This is a genomic window from Brevundimonas nasdae (assembly GCF_019395145.1).
Lineage (GTDB): Bacteria > Pseudomonadota > Alphaproteobacteria > Caulobacterales > Caulobacteraceae > Brevundimonas > Brevundimonas nasdae.
In genome coordinates, this window is record NZ_CP080034.1 from 1,811,461 (window position 1) to 1,830,892 (window position 19,432).

Below are 19,432 nucleotides of genomic sequence, written 5' to 3' on the forward strand. Positions count from 1 at the left end.
TCCTATGGCGTGCCCCTTGACGACTGGCGAAAGAGGCCTGAAAACTGACAACTGTTCAATTCAGCGAGCCATTCATGCGCAACCTGTCGATCGCCGCCCTCGTCCTGCTGACCGCAGCCGCCTGCAGCCAGTCTCCTGCCGAAAGCGCGCCGGTTGACGCCTCCGCTGCGGCCGTCCCCATCGAAGCCGCCCCCGCGCCTGCCCCGGCTCAACCGACGCCAAAGGCCGCCGCAAAACGGGCGGAGCCGATCGCCGTGTTCGAACGGTCCGAGCCCACCCGCGCCAGCATGGACCTGATCAGCGAAGGGGAACTTCTGCGCGTCGTCTTCCGCGCCGCGCCGCCTCGCAACAGCGCCCTGACGCCCGGCGATTGCGAACTTCAGGCGGTCGGGCCTCAGGACTCAGACGATGTCATCACCGCGCGTCTCGTGCCGTTCGACGGCGATCAGAACGTGCTGACCGCCGCCAATATCGGCCCCAATCCCCCGATCATTCAGGTTCGCGTGGGACCGGAAGGTATCTTCGTCACCGACAGCGACGCAGCCTCGCGCTTCTGCGGTCTGGGTTCGGACATCGACGGCTTCTACCGCCGCACCGGCGACGACGACTGATCCGCCTGCCCCAGGCCTAAAGCCGCCACGCAATATCCGCCCCGTGCGGTTGGCTGATCGCCAACCGCCGGGTTTCGCCGCCCGGCCAGAAGGTCAGGTCCAGCGCAGGCCTGCGGTCCACGCTGCCCGACGCCGCCTCGAAACTCAGCCAGGCCAGCGGCGCATCCTGCGTCGCCCGCGCGCCGACCCTGGCCAGATGATCACGGATGCGCGCCTGCGCCTGGGGCGGAAAATACTGATAGGCGATGGTGTGCATCACCACCCGGCACACGCCCGGTTCAGGCTCGACCGCCAGCGTCGCCTCCAGCCAGTCGGCGGCATCGGCCTGCGCGATCGGCGCCGGGTCAGCCGCCGCCAGCTGCAACGCCGCCTCCAGCCGCGCCAGCCGCTCCCGCTGATCGGCCCAGACGTAGGCGCTCAGCCGTTCACGCGTCGCCGGGTCGCGCATGTCCAGCGGATTGCGGTCAACCGCCGCGCGCCGCACCACCCGCACCTCGGCCTGCGGCGGGGACGCTCCCGTCCACACGGGCGTCAGGCGCACGGGCGAACCCGCCGCGCCCGCTTCCGTCTGGCCCAGCCTGAAGGAATACCGATCCAGCACCGTGTTCAGTCCGGCGCTGGCCCCCATCTCATAAATCGCGAACGGCAGGCGTAACTGATCCGCCAGCACCAGCAAACCCGCCATCAGGGCCGCCGACCGCCCGACCTCATTGGTCTGCGGCGGTCCGTCCAGCCACGGCGAAAGAAACCCGGCCTGTTCGACTAAAGCCCGCGCCACGACAGTCCAGACAGTCTCGTCATCCGGCGCATCTTGCGGCGGATAGATCGTCGTCAACTCCGGCGCCCGGCCCGACCGCGCCAGCGCATGCAGCCCGCCCATCAGCCTCAACGGCAGAGCGTCGTCCTGATGCGACGGCGCACCGGGCCAGTTCAGCACCCGCCGCCCGATCTCGCCCTCGTCCGTCAGACGTTCTCCGACCAGGCGACAGAGCCGCCCCGTAAACGGCGCCCCCGCTGCGGTGCAGATCACCGCCTGATCCAGAAACGCCTGTCGGACGACAGCCTCAGTCATCGTTTATTCAGCGCCACTAGGAAGACTTCGGCGCTGTTCTTACGGCTCGATTCCGGCTTGACGTATTTCACCGTCTCGAACTCGTCGCGCAACCGCGCCAGAACCCCGCCCGCGTCGCCGCCCTGGAAGTTCTTGGAGACGAAGTTTCCGCCCGGACGCAGGGTCCGAATGGCGAAGTCAGCCGCGATCTCGATCAGGGCGATGATCTTCAGGTGGTCCGTCTGGCGGTGGCCGACGGTGTTGTGCGCCATGTCCGACAGCACCAGATCAGGCGGACCGCCGATGGCGTCCAGCAGTTGCTGGTCCACGCCCGGATGGGTGAAATCGGCCTGGATCACCGTGGCGCCCGGCACCGGCTCGATCATCAGCAGGTCCACGCCCGCCACCGCCGCCGCGCCGCGATCAACCGCGACCTGCAGCCAACCGCCCGGCGCCGCGCCCAGGTCGATGACCCGTGATCCGCGCTTGATCAGGTGGAACCGGTCGTCGATCTCGATCAGCTTGAAGGCCGCGCGCGAACGCCAGCCCTCCGCCCGCGCACGCTCCGACCACTTGTCCGAAAGCTGGCGTTTGATCCACTGCTGGCTCGACATCGACTTGGTGTCGGCCGTCTTCATTTTCGTGCCCATGCTGCGTCCGGCGGCGGTCCCACCCGTGGGCGGCCGCACCATCCGTCTGCGTTCTTGAGGCTTTTCGTCTTCACTCATCGTTCCCACATAGCCCCGACACGCGTTGCGGGCTATGTCCCGCCTCAAATCAACCCCCAAAAGGACGACCGAAATGGCCGAAACCCTGACCTTCACCCTGGACACCGGCGACGGCGAAGCCCGCGATGTGGTCATCAAGCTGCGCCCCGACCTGGCCCCCGGCCACGTCGAACGCATCACCGAACTGGCCAAGGAAGGCTTCTACGACGGCGTTGTCTTCCACCGCGTGATCCCGGGCTTCATGGCCCAGGGCGGCGACCCCACCGGCACCGGCACCTCGGGCTCCAAGAAGCCGAACCTGAAGCAGGAATTCTCGGCCGAGCCCCACGTCCGCGGCGTCTGCTCGATGGCCCGCACCTCCGATCCGAACAGCGCCAACTCGCAGTTCTTCATCTGCTTCGACGACGCCCGTTTCCTGGACAAGCAATACACCGTCTGGGGTCAGGTCGAGTCGGGCATGGAGCACATCGACGCCCTGCCCAAGGGTGAGCCGCCGCGCGCACCGGGCAAGATCGTCAAGGCGACCGTCGCCTAAACACAATCTTGACGCCCTTCGCCGTTTCCTTTCAGTTGCATGCTGTAGAGGTGCGTCGGGGGGCGTCATTTGCGCGTACTACTGGTCATCGAACCTTCCGGCGGCGGCTCTGGCCGCCACGTCATCGACCTGGCCCGGGCCTTGGTTCAGCGCGGACACGAAGTCTCCCTGATCTATTCGCCGACCCGCGCTGAGCCGCGCTTCGAGGCCGAGGTCGCCGCCCTTCCCCTTCATGCCCTGCACCGCCTTCCGATGCGTCGGGCGTGCGGCCTGTGGGACATCGGCGCCTTTCTCAGGCTTCGCAGCCTGATCCTCAAGATCGGGCCGTTCGACCTCATTCATGGCCACAGTTCGAAGGCCGGCGCCCTGGCACGGCTCGCGGCCCCCTTCGGCGCCGCGCGGGTCTATACCCCGCACGCCCTGGTCACCCTGAACCGTGAAAAACGTTTCCGTCGCCTGTTCGGTCTGATCGAAAGCCTCTTGGCCCGCACCTCCAGCGACGCCGTGATCACCGTCTCGGCGGAAGAAGCCGCCACGGCCCGACGCTGGAAGTTTCCCGATAACCGCCTCTACATGATCCCCAATGGCGTCGATCTGCCTGACCCAGCCGACCGCCAGGCCGTCCGCGCCGCCCTGAACCTGCCGGATGACGCGGTCGTCGCGGGCTTCATCGGCCGCTTCGTCGATCAGAAGGACCCGGTGCGCTTCGCCGCCGCCGTCCGCATCGCCGCCGGGCGCGATCCCCGCATCCGGGGCCTTATGATCGGCGGCGGACCGTTGCTGGATCAGGCGCGCGCGGCGGGCGGCGACGCGGTTCGGCTGCTGACCGATCATGACGCCCGCGCCCTGCTGCCCGCGCTGGACATGCTGGTGACGCCAAGCCGTTTCGAGGCCCTGCCCTATGTCGTGCTGGAGGCGGCCCTGTCAGGCCTGCCCCTGCTCAGCACCGCCTACGGCGGCGCGAATGCTGTTCTTGAGGCCGGCGCCCAGGGCCAGGCCCTGCCCCTCGACGCCTCTGCGGAACAGTTCGCCGACGCCATCATCGACTGGGCCGACCGCCCGCGACAACCCGTCAGCCCCGCCTTCGTCCAGGCCTTCTCGATCGGGCGGATGGCGGACGAAACAATCGCCGTCTATCGCAAGGCCTTCACCGTGCGCCACCTTGCCGGGGCCTGAGACGGTCTATCTGAACGGGCGCTTCCTGGCCCAACCAGTCAGCGGCGTACAGCGCTATGGGCGTGAGATCGTGCGCGCCCTGGATCGCCGCCCGAACGCCGCCGACTATATGCTGCTGGCGCCCGGCGACGCCGCCTCGTTTGACCTGACGTCCATCCCCATACGCCGCCTGCCCGGCTCGGGGCACGTCTGGGAACAGACTGTGCTGGCCCATGCCGCCCGGCGCGGCCCGTTGCTCAGTCTTGGCGGCGCAGGCCCACTGCTTCACCCGCGCCAGACGGTGGTGATCCACGACGCCGCCGTCTTTCGCCACCCTGAGCATTTCCGCCCCGGATACGCCCGCCTTCATCGTATGCTGGGTCGTGCGTTGGCCCGGCGCGCGAGATTGGCGACAGTCTCTCATTTCTCTCGCGCCGAGTTGTCCGTCGTGCTGGGAACGCCAGCCGGCGCCATCGCCCTGGCCCCCAATGGCGCGGACCATTTCGCCCGCCTAACGCCGGACCTGCAGGCTCCGGCGCGGCTCGGGCTCGAAGGCCATCCCTTCTTCGTGGCCCTGGGCAATCTGGCGCCCAACAAGAACATTCCGGTGATGACCCGCGCTCTGGACCGCCTGGCCGATCCGGACGTGCGGCTGGTTCTGGTCGGGGGCCAGGACGACAAGGTGTTCCGCCGCCTTCACGCCGACGATCCTCGCATCATCTTCGCCGGACGGCTGGGCGACGCCGCCGTCGCCGGTCTGCTGCGACAGGCCCGCGCCCTGATCTTCCCCAGCCTGTATGAAGGGTTCGGCATTCCCCCGCTTGAGGCCTTCGCACAGGGATGCCCGGTCCTGGCTTCAAACACTCCCGCCGTGCACGAAGTCTGCGCTGGCGCCGCCCTGTATTTCGCCCCGCACGACGACGCCGCCCTGGCCGCCCTGATGAGCGCCAGCATGGCTATTCCTCCCGATCCGCAATGGCGCGCCATCGCCCGCCAACGCGTCGCCGCCTACAGTTGGGACGAGTCCGCCGCCGTTCTGGACGCCCTGGTCAGAACCTCGCGATAGAGGGCCAGATGCGCCTCAATCACCGCTGCCTCAGTCCACCGCGGCGGCGTGCGGCTGTTGATCATCGCGCCGAACCGCCAGTCCTCGCGTCCATCCAGCGCCCGCTGCATCGCCTCGGCCAGACCCGCCACATCGCCAGGGTCGACCTGCATCACAAACGGCGCATCCCCCGCCGCTTCCGGCAGGCCGCCGATGTGTGAGACGATCAGCCCCCGCCCCTGCGCCACGGCCTCCGCCGCCGACCGCCCGAACGGTTCACCCCACTGGGCAGGCGTCACAACCACATCGACTGATCGGTAAAACCCCTCCGCCTCGACCTGCCCCAGCCAGTCGATGCGCGGTTCATCGAACCGCTGCTTCAGGTCCGCGACATAGGCCGCAGCGCCACGCCCTGCGATCTTCAGCCGCCAGCCGTGGCCCAGCCGCATCGCCGCCTGCAACAGAATCTCGACACCCTTCTCTGGCTCGATCCGCCCGATGAAGCCGAACACCAGTTCCGGCGCCTGATCGAACCCCGGACGGGGCGACGCCTTCACCGTCGTTACGGCATTGCCGATCACCCGGCCCGGCACGCCCTTGAAATAGGCTTGCGCCTCATGCGCCCCGGCCAGACTGGCGCTGACGGCGACCCAAGCCTGCGCGCGTTGCGACGCCCGTTTCTTGTTTGTCGTCAGCAGCACGCAGTCATCGCAACGCCGACCGCACCTGCGTCCCTGTCGGAACATCGCCGCCCGCGCGCACATCAGCGAATAGTCTCGCACCGTCTGCACCACGGGCCGGCCTGCGCTTCTGGCCGCCCGCGTCACAGAGGTTCCAAACCCTGTCGTCACCTGGGCATGGACCAGGTCGGGCTGCGCCTGCCGGATCACCTCGGCCACTGCGCCGTCCATCGTCCGCCCGAACGCCTCTATGGCGTGCCAGCCCCGCCGCAAAACCGCCGACCGCGCGGCGCCGTCATAGGGCCAGTACAGGTTCCGCATCGGCGCGCGCCACACCGTCTCGGCGCCCTTACGCTCTATGCCGGCCGTCCCGTCCGCCTTCAGCGCCAGCACCATCACATCAACGCCTGCGACCGCCAGTCCATGCGCCAGCTGCGCCACGCTGCGTTCGGCCCCGCCCTCGTTGTCCGGCGGATACAGGGTGTTGACCAGCAGCACCCTCATGGCGCGCGCCGCCGAAACGCCAGCGCCGCCGTCAGACAGGCGACGAAAATGAAACTGGCCCCCTGCGTCAGATCCTCGCTGCTCATCATGACCAGAACGAACACAGCCAGGGGCGCGAACACATCCAGCTTCAGCGCCGAGCGGACATGCAGCGCCAGCAGGGCCGCAGCCGCGACCACGCCCACCGTCCTGGCCATGAACAGATAGCCGTTATGGCTGACCGTCAGCCCGCGAAACGGCCCCAACTCCTGCGGCGAGGACCAGCCCACGCCCAGCGGATGGTTGGCGATGAACCCCAATGCCCGCACCCAGGTCTCAACCCGCCCGCCGATGTTCTCATCCAGGGTCGACGCATCGAACCGCGCTGCAAACCGCGCGATATCAACCACCCCGCCTATGACCTGATCGACCAAAGCGGCGCCCGCCAGCAGACAGGTCAGGATCAAAAACTCCAACGGATTTCGCCCGTCGGCCCGTCTCGCCCGGATCAAAACCCAGACCAGCATCGCCAGCGCCGCCGCCAGCGTCCCGCCCCGCGACAGGGTGCAGACAAAGCCCGCCAGCACCATGCCGGCGCCGACATAGGCCAGCAACCGCCGCTCCATCGTTGTCGCCGAAGCCGCCAGGCAGGCCGGAACCGCCAGACCGATAAGGGCCATCGCGGCGTTTGGATGTTCGGCCACCGTCGTGATTCGCGCCTGCGCCGCCGCCGTCGTCAGGGCTGCGCGCGGCGACGCCAGCCCGATCGCCTCCAGCCCGCCGCGCCCCATGATCTCCAGCAACCCATAGGTCGCCAGATGACAGGCCGCGCCCGCCGTCATCGCCAGAAAGAACAACCGCCTGCGTCGTCGGTCCGCGACCACCGCATGGGCCGCCGCCGTCGCCGCCACAGCCGCCGCAATCCAGCGGGACCAGAAGACGACATCGGGCAGATTCGGCGTCTGGCCGATCCTCACCATCTGCAGCATGGGGGTCAGCAGCAAGACCACGACGGACGCCGCACAGAACCCCCTCAGCCCCCGTCCCAACCGTCGCCATCGCGCCACGATCATCGGCAAGGCGAACACCAGACCCAGGTCCGACAGACGCGGCGAACTGAGATGGCCGGGCGCCAGGAAGATCGGCAGGGTCACGCCAAATCCCAACAGCGCCAGCGCCGCCCGCTCGTGCAGTCTGGACAGCTCCTCCACCGTCACGGGCGGGGCCAGGGCGCGGAACCGCCCCTTGCGCAGCACCCTCACCGCGCTTCGCAAAACTCGACCTCCGGATCGAAGCCCAAGCCGTCGATCACCCCCGCCAGCAGCACCCCCGCCTTGCGCCATTGCCCCCGCACAGCCAGCCCCGCCGCCATTCGGACCCGCGATGCGGCATAGCGCGCCGCCGACGCTCGCCCCTCGTGCCGCCGCTTGGTCAGGATCACGTTGCGGGTCAGCAGGCGATGCAGCCTGATCCGCCCCGGCTCAGTCTCATGCGCAAGGCTCAGCGCCCCCGGCGCCGCCCGCACATGCACGGCCCGGCTGTCGCCCACGACAAACCCCGGCCGATCCTTCGACAGCCGCAACGTATATTCCGTATCGTCGCCCCAGATGAACATGGGCGCCAGCGGCAGGCCACGCGCCAGCACCTGATCGCGCGACGCCAGCAACGACACGAACGTCGCCTGCCGCGTCGCCATCAGCCCCAGATCCAGATGCTCGCCCCAGGCCGCATACCCCAGATCATTCAGCCGCCCATCCACCTCGGCCACATTAGTCAGGGCTCCCTGCGGCGTCCGCACCGTCGAACACAGGAAGGCCGCCTCGACGCCCCGCGCCGCCAACGCCTGCTCCGCCGCCAACAACCGCTCCAATCCCTGCGGATCGGGCAGGACATCGTCGTCCATCAGCCAGACCCGGTCCGCCCCGCCCTGCACCGCCGCCCGAACGCCCGCGCTGAAACCGCCCGCCCCGCCGGTGTTCCGATCCAGCCTCAGCACCGTGATCCGGTCGCCCCATGCGGCCAGCCGTTCGGCCGTTCCGTCGTCGCTGGCGTTGTCCACCACCAGCACCCGGTCACAGGCCCGCGTCTGCGCCATCAAGGCCTGCAGACACTGCTCCAGCAGCACCCGCCGGTTCCACGTCACCACCACGGCCCAAACCCCGCCGCTCATGCCGCCGTCCGCTCCAGCGCCGGAGCCAGCTCCTTGTCCACCAGGCTCAGCGCCCGCCCGACCGCCTGATCCATGTTGTAATACCGATAATCGGCCAGCCTTCCGGCGAACCAGACCCGCCCCGCCAGCGCCTGCGCCATCTGCCTGTATGTCGCCGCCAGCGCCCGGCTGTCTGGTGAGGGCACGGGGTAATAGGGCTCCGTCACGCCCGGCTGGTGCGCCATCGAATATTCGGTCAGCAGCGCCGTCGTCGTCCCTCGTTCTCCGCTCAGATGGCGGAAGTCGGTGATGCGGGTGAAGTCGAACTCGTTGGGATAGTTGACGGTCCCAACCGGCTGGCCATCCGCCGCCTCAACCACCTGATGTTCGAACCGCAGACTGCGGTACGGCAAGGCGCCCGCCGACGCTCCGAAATACTCATCCAGCGGCCCGCAATAGATCATGCGCTCGAACCGCGCCGCCTCGACGTCCGTGTGCTCGGTCTGCAGCGACACATGGATGTTCGGATGATCGACCATTCGCTGGAACAGGGCCGCATAGCCGTCGCGCGGCATGGCCTGATAGCGGTCGGCGAAATAGCGGTCGTCGCGGCTGACCACCACCGGCACCCGCGCGGTGACCGAGGCGTCCAGCGCGTCAGGCCCCACGCCCCACTGTTTTGTGGTGTAGTTCACGAACACCCGGTCATGGACATAGTCCGCCAGGAACTTCAGATCGGCGTCGTCCGCCTCATGCCGCAGCGTGTCGATGCTGGGCCGCGCGCCGAACCCGTACCGCTGGATCAGTTTTTCCGACAGCCGCTCGGCCATTCGCGCCGGGAAAAGGGCCGCCATCGAATCCAGATTGAACGGCACGGGAACCAGACGCCCGTCCACATGGGCCAGCACGCGGTGGAAGTACGGTCGCCACTCGGTGAACCGGCTCAAGAATGTGAAGATGCGCGCACTGTTGGTGTGGAAGATGTGCGGCCCATAGGCGTGGACCAGATGGCCGCCCTCGTCGCGCCGGTCCCATGCGTTGCCGCCCAGATGCCCGCGCCGGTCGATCAGCAGCACGGTCTGACCGAAATCCTCCGCCAGACGCCGCGACGCCGTCGCCCCGGTGAAGCCCGCGCCCACGATCAACCAGTCATACCGCTGCGGCATCATTCCCCCGCAGTCCAGACTTCAGATGCGTCCAGTGCGCCCGCAGGCACAGGACGCAGGCCGCGACCACCGCCGCCTCGCCGATCACCCGCGCCCAGGCCATGCCCATTGCTCCAGCGTGCGGCGCCATCACGGCGGCGGCGATCAGGGTGACCCCGCACCCGATCCCGACCACGATGGCGAAGGCTCGATCCATCCGCAGCGGCGTCATCAACTGCGGCCCCAGCACCTGACTGACGGCGACCAACGGCAGGATCAGCGCCAGCACCCTCAACACCTCCGCCGCCGGGGCGAAGGCGACGCCGAACAGCAGACGGACCGCCAACGGCGCGCACAGGATGACGACCAAGGCCCCCGCTCCCGCCACGCCCGGCGTCAGGATCAGGCTCCATCGTGTGGTGCGATAGGCGGCGTCGGGATCATCGCGCATCAGGCCGCTGATCCTCGGCCCGACCAGTCCCGCCAAGGGCCGCAGGAAGGAGGTCGCCGCCAGCACCAGCCGGTCCGCCACGCCATAAAGAGCCGCCTGAGCCGGTCCCGCCAGCGCCGCCACCACATAGGCCGACGCCCCCGTATAGGCCACGATCAGCCCCCGGCTGACGAACAGGGCCAGATCACCGCGCAGCACCGCCAAAACCTCTCGCGCCGTGGGCCAGATCGGGCGCGCCTGGCGGATCATCAGCACCGCCCCCGCCGCGATCCCGCCGCCCAGCCCCAGCGCCTGCACCGCCAGCGCCCCGCCAACCGACACGCCGGTCCAGCACAGAATCACCGCCATGGCAGCACCCTGCCCCAGCATCTCCGCCGTCGCCGCCACGCCGGGCCTCCGTACGCCCTGAAAGAACCACAGCACGCTTGACCCCTGCGCCACGCCCAGCGCCAGCGCGCCAGCAATTGCGCCCGGATCGCCCCTCACCACCGGATTAATCAGGGCCAGCAGTCCGCCCAACAGCAGCCCGATCGGCGCCAGCCACAGCCGTGCGCCCAACACCCGACCGACCACGCGCCCGCGCTCAGTCACCTTCGCCTGCGCGATGTCACGCGGTCCCGACAGGCCGAACCCGTATTCAACCACCGCCGAAACCATCAGGGCCAGCGACAGGCCCGCTGCATAATGACCGAACGCCTCCAGCCCCAGCCGACGCGTCAGAACCGGGTACAGCAGCAGGGGCGCGATCAGGCGAAAGACATGCGCGGCGTAAACCAGCGCCGCCTCCGTCAGCCCCCGCGCTGACAGCAGCCCATGCCGCCCGTCCCCCAACCTCGCCCCCACAAGATCAACCCAGGCGCGATGTTAAGCACGTTGGAATGGTCGCGAAAATAGCAAAGCTGGGAAGCCCCAGGGTGCGGACGATGACGATGGCGGTGATCGCCAGTAAAAATTCTCCCCCCTTGCAGCGCCTCAGACGAAACGCCCGTCAGCCCAGCGTGCGGCGAAGTATCCGCCGGTCGCCGAAACAGCCGTCAGCACCGTGCCCCACGCCATGTCCACAAGCGTCAACTTCGTGCTCCACGTCGCCAGAGTCGCCTGATTGGTCAGGTCGTAGGTCGCATAACAGACGAACCCCAGCACCGCCCCGGTGATGGCCGCCCGCGACCAGTTTCCATCCTTCAGCGCGGGCGCAATCGCCAGGAAGACCGTCCCCGCAATGGAGATCAGATAAAAGGCCGCCGCCGCCCCCATGTCCGGCTTGTCCGCCAGCATGGGCCCGATGATCGGGCGATAGAAGCGGTCGGTCATGGTGGTCAGCCACACCGCGTCCATCACCGCAAAGGTCAGGCCCGCGCCCAGATAGGCGGCGACATATTGGATCATGGTGATCTCTCCCGACAGCCTGTGCGTCAAAAGACATACGGCCGAACGCCAGTTTCGGATGCATCGCAGTTGTCGTCATCAGCCCTTGCCCCTTAGATCGCTTCCAGACTAAGAGCGGTCCGACGCCGCAATATTCATCAGACGGTGAAAAGGGAGACCGATGGGAAAGATCTACGCTGACGTCACGTCCGCGCTCGAAGGGGTGACCTTCGACGGGATGATGGTCATGTCGGGGGGCTTCGGCCTGTGCGGCATTCCGGAGAACCTGATCGCGGGCCTACGCGATTCCGGGGTGAAGGGCCTGACGGTCGTTTCGAACAATGCCGGCGTGGACGGCTTCGGCCTGGGCCAGCTGCTGGGCACCCGCCAGATCGCCAAGATGATCTCGTCCTACGTCGGCGAGAACAAGGAGTTCGAGCGTCAGTATCTGGCCGGCGAGCTGGAGCTGGAGTTCAACCCGCAGGGCACCCTGGCCGAGCGCATCCGCGCAGGCGGCGCAGGCATTCCGGCCTTCTTCACCGCCACTGGCGTGGGCACCCTGGTCGCCGAAGGCAAGGAGGTGCGCGAGTTCGACGGCCGCAAATACGTCATGGAGACCGGCCTGGTCGCCGACCTGTCGATCATCAAGGCCTGGAAGGCTGACGAGCGCGGCAATCTGGTCTTCCGCAAGACCGCCCGCAACTTCAACCCGATGATGGCCACGGCCGGCAAGGTCACCATCGTCGAGGTCGAGGAGATCGTCCCCGTCGGCTCCATCGACCCGGACCAGATCCACACGCCAGGCGTCTATGTTGACCGTCTGATCCAGACCGTGTCCGAAAAGCGCATCGAACAGCGCACTGTCCGTCAGCGGGAGGCTTAATCCAATGGCTCGTACTCGCGAACAACTGGCTGAACGCGCCGCCAAGGAGCTTCAGGACGGCTTCTATGTGAACCTGGGCATCGGCATCCCGACCCTGGTGGCCAACTACATCCCGCAAGGCATGACCGTCACCCTGCAGTCGGAAAATGGCATGCTGGGCATGGGCCCCTTCCCCTATGAGGGCGAAGAAGACCCCGACCTGATCAACGCCGGCAAGCAGACGATCACGGAAATCCCCGAGTCGTCGTATTTCAGCAGCGCCGACAGCTTCGCCATGATCCGCGGCGGGCACATCAACCTGTCGATCCTGGGCGCGATGGAGGTGGCCGAAAACGGCGACATCGCCAACTGGATGATCCCCGGCAAACTGGTGAAAGGCATGGGCGGCGCCATGGATCTGGTCGCGGGCGTCAAGCGCGTGGTCGTGGTCATGGAGCACGCCAACAAGCACGGCCAGTCCAAGGTGCTGAAATCCTGCACCCTGCCGCTGACCGGCACGGGCGTCGTCAGCCGCATCATCACCGACCTTGCGACGTTTGACGTCAAGCCGGACGGCGGCGGTCTGGAGTTGATCGAACTGGCCGAAGGCGTCACCCTGGACGAGGTCGCGGCCAAGACCGAGGCGACCTATTCGGTGGCCGCCGGACTGCAATAGCCCGCACAGAAAAACGTCCCCTCAAGCCTGGCCTGAGGGGACGAAACTGTTCCGCCTATTTCGCCGACTGGATCGTCCAGTCGGCGATTTGCGTATTGATGTCCCGCGTCGCCGTATCGAAGGCGTCGACGATGGCCGAGACGCGGTTCTCGGCGGCGGGTTGCGTCACAGTGAAGACCCGCTCGATGGTGCGTCCCTGCCCCTGCGTGGACCGCAGCAGGCCGCGCGCAGAGATCACCACGTCAGGCGCCGCGCCGGGCGCCGAATAGCGCGCCTCGAACGTCGAAATCGACACCTGCAGCACCAGAGGCGACGCCCCCGGCTCGCGGCGGTCCAGCACGCGGATGCGGTCCGCGCGGGTGGCGAAGGCCGCTTTCAGGCTTTCATCGAACAGGGTCGAGGCGGGCGAGACCCAGCGCGCGCCGCCGATGTAGGCTGTCTCCGTGCCCGTCACGCCCAGGATGCGGTCGCTGCCGCTGGCGGTCGGGAATTCGATGCGACGGATCGCGACCGTGGTCGTGGACGGGTTGTCGCCCACAGCGGGCAGCTCCGCCGGCAGGCCGAAGCGATAGGTCTGGACCGGCGGCGGCGTCTTCAGCACCTGACACCCGCCCAGCGCCCCGACGACGCCGACGACGGCGCCCAGTTGAAGGATACGACGATGGATCACGGCTGTACCTCCAGCTCTTTGGATTGCGGGCGTCCGATGAAGTCACGCGGACTGGTGCGGACGTCGTCGATCAGCGACTGCAGCGAACGCGTCGCGTCCTGCAGTTCCTCGATGGTGCCGCGCAGTTGCGGCAGGGTCGAGGTCGAGAAGTCGCCCAGCGGCTGCTCCAGACCCGAAATGGTCCGGTTGGCCGAGGCGATGGCGGTGCGCGCCTCGCCCGTCGCCTGATTGATGTTGGCGATGGCCTGGCGACCGTCGGTGTTGATGATCTGGCGCGTATCGACCGCCAGGCCCTGATACTCCTTGACCGCCGCATTGGCGTTGGTCACCGCCTCTTCCAGCTGCTGGAAGATGGCCTTGCGGGCCTCAAGCTCGGTCGTCAGGGCCTCGACATTCTTCACGCTGGTGGAGAAACTGCGGATGTTGTCGTCCGACATGACCCGGTTGATCCGGTTCAGCGCATCCACCGTCTGGGCCAGCACCGTGCCCGACCCGCTCAGCAGTTCGGCGATGGGCGACGGCTGGCTTTGCAACACCGGCACCACATTGTCCGGATACTGGTCCTTCAGCAGGGCGCTGTCAGGCGCGCCAGCGGTGATCTGGATGTAGTTCAGGCCGGTGATGCCCTGCGGCTCCAGTTGCGCGCGCGAGGTCACGCGCACCGGCGTCGTGGCGTCGACCCGCACGCGGGCCACCACCTGGTCGCCGCGCTTGGTGTCGATGTGCAGGTCGGTGACCTCGCCGACGCGGATGCCGTTGAAATGCACCTCGCCGCCTTCGGACAGGCCGTTCACCGGCCCGTAGAAGACGATGTCATACAGGTCGTAGTCGCTGTTGAACTGCAGCCGGGCCAGCCAGATGGTGAACACCGCCAGCGCCGCCAACAGGGCGATGGTGGCGATGCCGACCGCCGCGTAATGTGCGTCTCGTTCCATAATCGGCTCTCCTCAGGCCGCCGTCTTGGTGGCTGCGCGACCGCGCGGCCCCAGGAAGTATTCCTTGATCCACGGGTGGTCAGAGCGTTCCAGCTCCTGCACCGTGGCCTTGGCCACGACCTTCTTGTCCGCCAGAACCGCCACCTTGTCGCAGATGGCGTACAGCGTATCGAGGTCGTGGGTGATCATGAACACCGACAGGCCCAGATCGTTCGCCAACTGACGGATCAGATCGTCGAACGCCGCAGCCCCGATGGGGTCCAGCCCCGCCGTCGGTTCATCCAGAAAGACCAGTTCCGGGTCCAGCGCCAGCGCCCGCGCCAGCCCTGCCCGCTTCTTCATCCCGCCCGACAGTTCGGCGGGTTTCAGGTGGTGGTGCTCAGGCTTCAGCCCCACCATGGCGATCTTCAGCTCAGCCAGTTCATAGATGACCGACTTGGGCAGTTTGGTGTGCTCGACCAGCGGCGACGCCACATTCTCCAGCACGCTCAGCGACGAGAACAGGGCGCCCTGCTGGAACAGGATGCCGGTGCGCCGCTCGATGTCGGCCGCCTGTACGTCGGTCAGGGTCGCGCGGTCATAGCCCAGCACCTTGACCGTGCCGCCCTCGGGTTCTTTCAGGCCGATGATGGTGTTCAGCAGCACGGTCTTGCCCGCGCCCGAACCGCCGACCACGCCCAGCACCTCCCCCCGCACCAGGTCCAGGTCCAGGTTTTCGTGGATCACCCGCTCGCCGAACTGGCTCAGCAGGCCACGCACCTCGATCAGGGTCTCGGGCTTGCCGGTCGAAGCCGCCGACGTCTTGGTCACGTCGGTCATATGTTCAGCTCCAGGAAGATCAGGGCGAAGATGGCGTCCAGCAGGATGATGGCGAAGATCGCCTGCACCACCGCCGCCGTCACCCGCCGCCCCAAGCTTTCGACATCGCCGGCGACCGACATGCCCTGACGGCAGCCGATGGCGGCGATCACCAGGGCGAACACCGGCGCCTTTACCAGTCCGACCATCATGTGCTGGGACATGCCGCCGACCTCGACCAGCCGCTGGAAGAAGAAGGCCGGGCCCAGGTTCAGCGTGGACCAGCAGACGACCAGCCCGCCCATCAGCCCGCCGATCATGCCCAGGAAGGTCAGCAGCGGCAGCATCACCACCAGGGCCGCCAGACGCGGCACCACCAGGGCCTGGAACGGATTGACGCCCATCACCTGCATGGCGTCGACTTCCTGGTTCATCCGCATGGAGCCGATCTCGGCCGCAAAGGCGGATGCTGACCGGCCCGCCAGCAGGACCGAGGCGATCACCACCGCGAACTCTCGGAACATGGCCACGCCGATCAACTGAACCGCAAACACCTGGGCGCCGAAGTCGGCCAGCAGGTCCACGCCGATGAAGGCCACCACAGCGCCGATGAAGAAGTTCGTCACCATGACGATGGGAATGGCGTCCAGTCCCGCCCGCTCGCCCTGACTGAACCAGGCCGGCCAGCGGATTGCGCCGGGGTGTTTGGCGGCCTCGACCACCGCCGTCATCAGCCGCCCCAGGAAGGACAGCGACAGCATGGCCTCGGCGCCGAAATCATAGACCCCGCGGCCGACCTTAGCGAAGCCGCGGGTGAAGGCGTTGGGGCGCTGGGGCGCAGGCGCGCTCTTGCGCTCCAGCACCTCGATCATCTCATAGATGCGTCCGGCCTCGGGCCGTTCCTTCCAGACGCCCTTGGGCAGCCGCCCGCTGGACGCCTGCACCAGCGCCAGGGCGCCCGCCGTGTCAAACCGGCCCAGTTCGCTGGTGTCGATGCTTTTGATTGTGCGGCCGTCCAGATCGCGTCCCAGGTCGCGCGGCAGCTTGCCCAACGCCGTCGTGGTCCAGTCGCCCGTCAGACGCAGCTTCGCCCCGCCGTCGGCCGCATCCACGATTTCATATTGAGCCTGACTCATTTGGCCCCGGACGGCAGAACAACAGAAGTATGGCTGGCCATAGACGCCCCCCACGGACCGCAAGAAATTTCAGACGACAGTCCTGCGGCGCTAATGCGCATGCGCACAGGCTTAGTCAACGCGCGATGACATTCGCGCGGCGCTTTCACCGGAAACTGTGTCGGGACAACGCCCCTCATGCCGACCTCATACCGCCACGCTGGCGCTGAGCACAAACGCGGTCGGACGAATTTCGTTCTCTCATCAACCCATTCGACGTCGCACAGCCGTCAGGTCCTCAACGAAAATCCGTCGCGCCTCCGCTTTCGCCGCCTCATCCGGCAACCGCAGAAGATAGGACGGATGGACGGTCAGAACGGCCGTCGATCCGTCGTCCAAAGCTATCGGCGCGCCCCGCTCCTGCATCACAGCCGGTTTTCGCCCCAGCATGGCCAGACCCGCCGTCGCGCCCAGCGCCAGCACCACACGCGGCCGCACCAGCCGCCGCTCGGCGTCCAGCCACCAGCGGCAGGCCTGAACCTCGCCCGCGTTGGGCGTCTTGTGCAGGCGCCGCTTGCCGCGCGGCTCATGTTTGAAATGCTTCACTGCATTGGTCAGATAGACGTTGGCCCGGTCGATGCCCGCCTCCTCCAACGCCGCATCCAGCACCTGTCCCGCCGGGCCGACGAAGGGTCGTCCCGCCAGGTCCTCATGATCACCCGGCTGTTCGCCCACGATCATCAGCCGCGCCGCCCTCGGCCCCTCGCCGCACACGCCCTGCGTCGCATCCCGGTGCAGCGGGCAGCGGCGGCATCCCTGCACCCCGCGCGCGACCGCCTCCAGGCTGTCAGGCGTGACATCGCCCGGTCGATCCAGATGCAGATCAGGCGCGACGGCCTTTGCAAACCGCGCATTCGGCTGGGGCGCAGGCGCCGCCACCATCGCCTCGGTCCGCGCCCGCGACGCCGCCACCAGTTCGGGGATCAGCGCCGCCTCGGGCAAGTTCTTCCAATAGGACTTGGCCATTTCCCCCTGCATCGTCTTCACGCTCAGACGCGCCGGGTTGAAGGTGGAGGCGTAATAGGTCTTCCAGAATTCCTCGATCTCGTCCGCGCGCGGCGCCATGTCGCGCGTCGCAGGCGGCCCGAACCGCAGATGCTCGCCGTCCCAGAAGACGCTGCCGTCCGGCGTCAGGATCGACCAGTGCATGGTCGTGAAGCGTCGCTGGAAGAAGCCCGCCGTTTTCTCCACCACTCGGTGCGCCGGTTCGAACCAGGCCGCCCACGCCTCGCCCCGATCATCGTGAACCTGACGAAAGCGGACGAAGGCCTTCATCTTGTGCGCGGCCCTACTGACGTTCTTGGCCCGCTCCATCGCATCGGCCACGTCCCGGTCCGAGATCACCTTCAGCAGGTCCGGCTCATCGCCCAGCCGCCACAGCAGCCGATACAGGAGGTCGAACCGGTCGGTCGAGCGATGCAGGATCACCTCCTTCGCCAAATCGACAAACGCCGCGGGAACGCGAAACTCGGCCTGCCTGCCCGTCCGCTGGCCGCACGGTTCAGACCTCGCGGGCTCGGCTCGATCAAACAGCCCGCCCTGCGCCGCCGACGTCGCCCCCTGAACCACAAACCGCGCCGCCCCCGGCGCCACGCCCGCCAGCCGAAAGTCCCGCGCGGCCTTTCGCCATCCGTCGAAATCCGTCTCTGACGCCAGCACCGCGACCGCCATCAGAACAGGCTCAACTGTTCCGGTGTGCGGCTGGTCACACGCGCCCGCAGGTCCGCTGCATCGGTCAGTCCGCCGGGCGTCCAGTCCAGCGTGGTGATGAAAGGCCGCACCTTGGCCACCGACCGCGTCAGCCGCCCCACGTCCTCCAATCGCAGCGTCCGATACCGCCTGACCGACACGATCCGGTCCACCGCCTTCACGCCCAGGCCAGGAACCCGCAGCAGCATCTCGCGCGGCGCCCGGTTCACATCGACGGGGAATTGCTCGCGCTTGTTCAACGCCCAGGCCAGTTTCGGATCGACCGCCAGATCCAGCATCCCGCCCGACGCCCCCTCGCCGATCTCCGGCGCGGAAAATCCATAGAACCGCATCAGCCAGTCGGCTTGATACAGCCGGTGCTCGCGCATCAGCGGCGGCTTGGACAACGGCAGGATCGAGCTGGAATCCGGGATCGGGCTGAAGGCTGAATAATAGACCCGTCGCAAACCATAACCGCCGTACAGGGACGCGCTGCGATCCAGGATTTCAGTGTCCGGCGCCCCATCGGCGCCCACGATCAACTGTGTGCTCTGGCCGCCGGGCGCGAACTTCGGCGGCTTGATCCTGTCGCGCCTGGCGGGCTTGGCCGCCTCGACGCCCAGCCGCACCTGCCCCATAGCCTTCTTGATGACCCCGACATCCTTCTGGGGCGCCAACCGCGCCAAGGCTTCATCGCGCGGCAGTTCGATATTGGCCGACAGACGGTCCGCATAAAGGCCCGCCATCTCCACCAGTTTCGGGTCCGCCTCGGGGATCAGCTTCAGGTGAATATAGCCCCGGAAATCATGGACTTCGCGCAGGGTTTTGGCCACCAGGACCAGTTGCTCCATCGTATAGTCGCCCGACCGAATGATGCCGGAGGACAGGAACAACCCCTCGATATAGTTGCGTTTGTAAAAGTTCAGGGTCAGGTCCACGACCTCGTCGACATCGAACCGCGCCCGCTCCACATTCGACGACGCCCGGTTGATGCAATAGGCGCAGTCGTAGATGCAGAAGTTGGTCAGCAGCACCTTCAACAGGCTGATGCACCGCCCGTCCGGCGTATAGGCGTGGCAGATGCCCATGCCCTCGGTCGAGCCGATCCCCTTGCCCCCGACCGAGTCCCGCTTAGACGTGCCTGACGACGAGCAGGAGGCGTCGTATTTCGCCGCGTCGGCCAGAACAGACAGCTTGTGACGAAGGTCGAGACGGGCCATTCGTTCACT

General features: G+C 67.3%; 20 protein-coding genes. 6 read left to right on the forward strand and 14 right to left on the reverse strand.

The features are described 5' to 3' along the window. Positions 1 to 74 precede the first annotated feature (74 nt). Positions 75 to 611 (forward strand): hypothetical protein, encoded by a 537-nt coding sequence (locus tag KWG56_RS08785; protein WP_219354466.1) that lies wholly within the window; start codon positions 75 to 77, stop codon positions 609 to 611. Between the two features lie 16 nt (positions 612 to 627). Here the strand turns inward: KWG56_RS08785 and KWG56_RS08790 are convergent, their stop codons facing one another. Together KWG56_RS08790 and KWG56_RS08795 are read right to left on the reverse strand one after the other, a co-directional pair. Further along, positions 628 to 1,683 carry a DUF2332 domain-containing protein gene (locus KWG56_RS08790; protein ID WP_219354467.1) on the reverse strand — a complete coding sequence of 352 codons (1,056 nt, stop codon included), beginning with the start codon at positions 1,681 to 1,683 and terminating at the stop codon, positions 628 to 630. Next, complete coding sequence (locus KWG56_RS08795) at positions 1,680 to 2,390, reverse strand: RlmE family RNA methyltransferase (RefSeq protein WP_201099476.1); 711 nt, start codon at positions 2,388 to 2,390, stop codon at positions 1,680 to 1,682. Before KWG56_RS08795 ends, KWG56_RS08790 begins: the two co-directional genes overlap by 4 nt. Before the next feature lie 73 nt (positions 2,391 to 2,463). On the opposite strand from KWG56_RS08795, the gene KWG56_RS08800 reads away from it, so the two are divergent. From KWG56_RS08800 to KWG56_RS08810, 3 genes are all read left to right on the forward strand, one after another. Next, positions 2,464 to 2,925, forward strand: coding sequence for a peptidylprolyl isomerase (locus KWG56_RS08800; RefSeq protein ID WP_370874314.1), 462 nt, complete (start codon positions 2,464 to 2,466; stop codon positions 2,923 to 2,925). Between the two features lie 69 nt (positions 2,926 to 2,994). Beyond that, positions 2,995 to 4,101 (forward strand): glycosyltransferase family 4 protein, encoded by a 1,107-nt coding sequence (locus tag KWG56_RS08805; RefSeq protein ID WP_219354468.1) that lies wholly within the window; start codon positions 2,995 to 2,997, stop codon positions 4,099 to 4,101. Continuing rightward, entirely contained in the window at positions 4,088 to 5,146 is a 1,059-nt protein-coding gene (locus tag KWG56_RS08810; RefSeq protein ID WP_219354469.1) for a glycosyltransferase family 4 protein, read from the forward strand. Before KWG56_RS08805 ends, KWG56_RS08810 begins: the two co-directional genes overlap by 14 nt. Here the strand turns inward: KWG56_RS08810 and KWG56_RS08815 are convergent. The 6 genes from KWG56_RS08815 to KWG56_RS08840 form a co-directional block, all read right to left on the reverse strand. Further along, positions 5,089 to 6,309: a glycosyltransferase gene (locus tag KWG56_RS08815; protein ID WP_219354470.1), complete on the reverse strand. Its 1,221-nt coding sequence runs from the start codon at positions 6,307 to 6,309 to the stop codon at positions 5,089 to 5,091. The two genes, KWG56_RS08810 and KWG56_RS08815, sit on opposite strands and share 58 nt — an antisense overlap. After that, entirely contained in the window at positions 6,306 to 7,562 is a 1,257-nt protein-coding gene (locus tag KWG56_RS08820; protein WP_219354471.1) for an O-antigen ligase family protein, read from the reverse strand. The genes KWG56_RS08815 and KWG56_RS08820 overlap by 4 nt, the downstream gene beginning before the upstream one ends. After that, a complete protein-coding gene (locus KWG56_RS08825; protein ID WP_219354472.1) occupies positions 7,547 to 8,458 on the reverse strand; it encodes a glycosyltransferase in 912 nt (303 codons plus the stop codon). Before KWG56_RS08825 ends, KWG56_RS08820 begins: the two co-directional genes overlap by 16 nt. Then, positions 8,455 to 9,606, reverse strand: coding sequence for a UDP-galactopyranose mutase (glf, locus tag KWG56_RS08830; RefSeq protein WP_219373684.1), 1,152 nt, complete (start codon positions 9,604 to 9,606; stop codon positions 8,455 to 8,457). Before glf ends, KWG56_RS08825 begins: the two co-directional genes overlap by 4 nt. Further along, positions 9,587 to 10,864 carry a lipopolysaccharide biosynthesis protein gene (locus KWG56_RS08835; RefSeq protein WP_219354474.1) on the reverse strand — a complete coding sequence of 426 codons (1,278 nt, stop codon included), beginning with the start codon at positions 10,862 to 10,864 and terminating at the stop codon, positions 9,587 to 9,589. The genes glf and KWG56_RS08835 overlap by 20 nt, the downstream gene beginning before the upstream one ends. Positions 10,865 to 11,005: 141 nt before the next feature. Continuing rightward, positions 11,006 to 11,419, reverse strand: coding sequence for a DUF2177 family protein (locus KWG56_RS08840; protein WP_219354475.1), 414 nt, complete (start codon positions 11,417 to 11,419; stop codon positions 11,006 to 11,008). Positions 11,420 to 11,579: 160 nt separating this feature from the next. On the opposite strand from KWG56_RS08840, the gene KWG56_RS08845 reads away from it, so the two are divergent. Continuing rightward, complete coding sequence (locus KWG56_RS08845; protein ID WP_201099466.1) at positions 11,580 to 12,281, forward strand: CoA transferase subunit A; 702 nt, start codon at positions 11,580 to 11,582, stop codon at positions 12,279 to 12,281. Between the two features lie 4 nt (positions 12,282 to 12,285). Continuing rightward, complete coding sequence (locus KWG56_RS08850; protein WP_219354476.1) at positions 12,286 to 12,936, forward strand: 3-oxoacid CoA-transferase subunit B; 651 nt, start codon at positions 12,286 to 12,288, stop codon at positions 12,934 to 12,936. Between the two features lie 55 nt (positions 12,937 to 12,991). Here KWG56_RS08850 and KWG56_RS08855 read toward each other — a convergent pair whose 3' ends face one another. The 6 genes from KWG56_RS08855 to KWG56_RS08880 form a co-directional block, all read right to left on the reverse strand. Then, the gene (locus tag KWG56_RS08855; protein ID WP_244999710.1) at positions 12,992 to 13,606 is read right to left on the reverse strand and encodes an ABC-type transport auxiliary lipoprotein family protein; all 615 of its coding nucleotides are present in this window, start codon (positions 13,604 to 13,606) and stop codon (positions 12,992 to 12,994) included. After that, positions 13,603 to 14,541: an MlaD family protein gene (locus tag KWG56_RS08860; RefSeq protein WP_201099464.1), complete on the reverse strand. Its 939-nt coding sequence runs from the start codon at positions 14,539 to 14,541 to the stop codon at positions 13,603 to 13,605. Before KWG56_RS08860 ends, KWG56_RS08855 begins: the two co-directional genes overlap by 4 nt. A 12-nt stretch (positions 14,542 to 14,553) precedes the next feature. Continuing rightward, a complete protein-coding gene (locus KWG56_RS08865) occupies positions 14,554 to 15,360 on the reverse strand; it encodes an ABC transporter ATP-binding protein (protein ID WP_219354477.1) in 807 nt (268 codons plus the stop codon). Further along, positions 15,357 to 16,475: an MlaE family ABC transporter permease gene (locus tag KWG56_RS08870; protein ID WP_219354478.1), complete on the reverse strand. Its 1,119-nt coding sequence runs from the start codon at positions 16,473 to 16,475 to the stop codon at positions 15,357 to 15,359. The genes KWG56_RS08865 and KWG56_RS08870 overlap by 4 nt, the downstream gene beginning before the upstream one ends. A 243-nt stretch (positions 16,476 to 16,718) precedes the next feature. Next, positions 16,719 to 18,185: a UdgX family uracil-DNA binding protein gene (locus tag KWG56_RS08875; RefSeq protein ID WP_219354479.1), complete on the reverse strand. Its 1,467-nt coding sequence runs from the start codon at positions 18,183 to 18,185 to the stop codon at positions 16,719 to 16,721. Continuing rightward, positions 18,185 to 19,423 (reverse strand): putative DNA modification/repair radical SAM protein, encoded by a 1,239-nt coding sequence (locus KWG56_RS08880; RefSeq protein WP_219354480.1) that lies wholly within the window; start codon positions 19,421 to 19,423, stop codon positions 18,185 to 18,187. Before KWG56_RS08880 ends, KWG56_RS08875 begins: the two co-directional genes overlap by 1 nt. Between the last annotated feature and the right edge of the window lie 9 nt (positions 19,424 to 19,432).

Excerpts from the sequence above, each read along its gene's own strand:
- KWG56_RS08785 (WP_219354466.1), top strand. The coding sequence starts at position 75 with ATGCGCAACCTGTCGATCGCCGCCCTCGTCCTGCTGACCGCAGCCGCC.
- KWG56_RS08790 (WP_219354467.1), bottom strand. The coding sequence starts at position 1,683 with ATGACTGAGGCTGTCGTCCGACAGGCGTTTCTGGATCAGGCGGTGATC.
- KWG56_RS08795 (WP_201099476.1), bottom strand. The coding sequence starts at position 2,390 with ATGAGTGAAGACGAAAAGCCTCAAGAACGCAGACGGATGGTGCGGCCG.
- KWG56_RS08800 (WP_370874314.1), top strand. The coding sequence starts at position 2,464 with ATGGCCGAAACCCTGACCTTCACCCTGGACACCGGCGACGGCGAAGCC.
- KWG56_RS08815 (WP_219354470.1), bottom strand. The coding sequence starts at position 6,309 with ATGAGGGTGCTGCTGGTCAACACCCTGTATCCGCCGGACAACGAGGGC.
- KWG56_RS08825 (WP_219354472.1), bottom strand. The coding sequence starts at position 8,458 with ATGAGCGGCGGGGTTTGGGCCGTGGTGGTGACGTGGAACCGGCGGGTG.
- glf (WP_219373684.1), bottom strand. The coding sequence starts at position 9,606 with ATGATGCCGCAGCGGTATGACTGGTTGATCGTGGGCGCGGGCTTCACC.
- KWG56_RS08840 (WP_219354475.1), bottom strand. The coding sequence starts at position 11,419 with ATGATCCAATATGTCGCCGCCTATCTGGGCGCGGGCCTGACCTTTGCG.
- KWG56_RS08845 (WP_201099466.1), top strand. The coding sequence starts at position 11,580 with ATGGGAAAGATCTACGCTGACGTCACGTCCGCGCTCGAAGGGGTGACC.
- KWG56_RS08850 (WP_219354476.1), top strand. The coding sequence starts at position 12,286 with ATGGCTCGTACTCGCGAACAACTGGCTGAACGCGCCGCCAAGGAGCTT.
- KWG56_RS08860 (WP_201099464.1), bottom strand. The coding sequence starts at position 14,541 with ATGGAACGAGACGCACATTACGCGGCGGTCGGCATCGCCACCATCGCC.
- KWG56_RS08865 (WP_219354477.1), bottom strand. The coding sequence starts at position 15,360 with ATGACCGACGTGACCAAGACGTCGGCGGCTTCGACCGGCAAGCCCGAG.
- KWG56_RS08870 (WP_219354478.1), bottom strand. The coding sequence starts at position 16,475 with ATGAGTCAGGCTCAATATGAAATCGTGGATGCGGCCGACGGCGGGGCG.
- KWG56_RS08875 (WP_219354479.1), bottom strand. The coding sequence starts at position 18,185 with ATGGCGGTCGCGGTGCTGGCGTCAGAGACGGATTTCGACGGATGGCGA.
- KWG56_RS08880 (WP_219354480.1), bottom strand. The coding sequence starts at position 19,423 with ATGGCCCGTCTCGACCTTCGTCACAAGCTGTCTGTTCTGGCCGACGCG.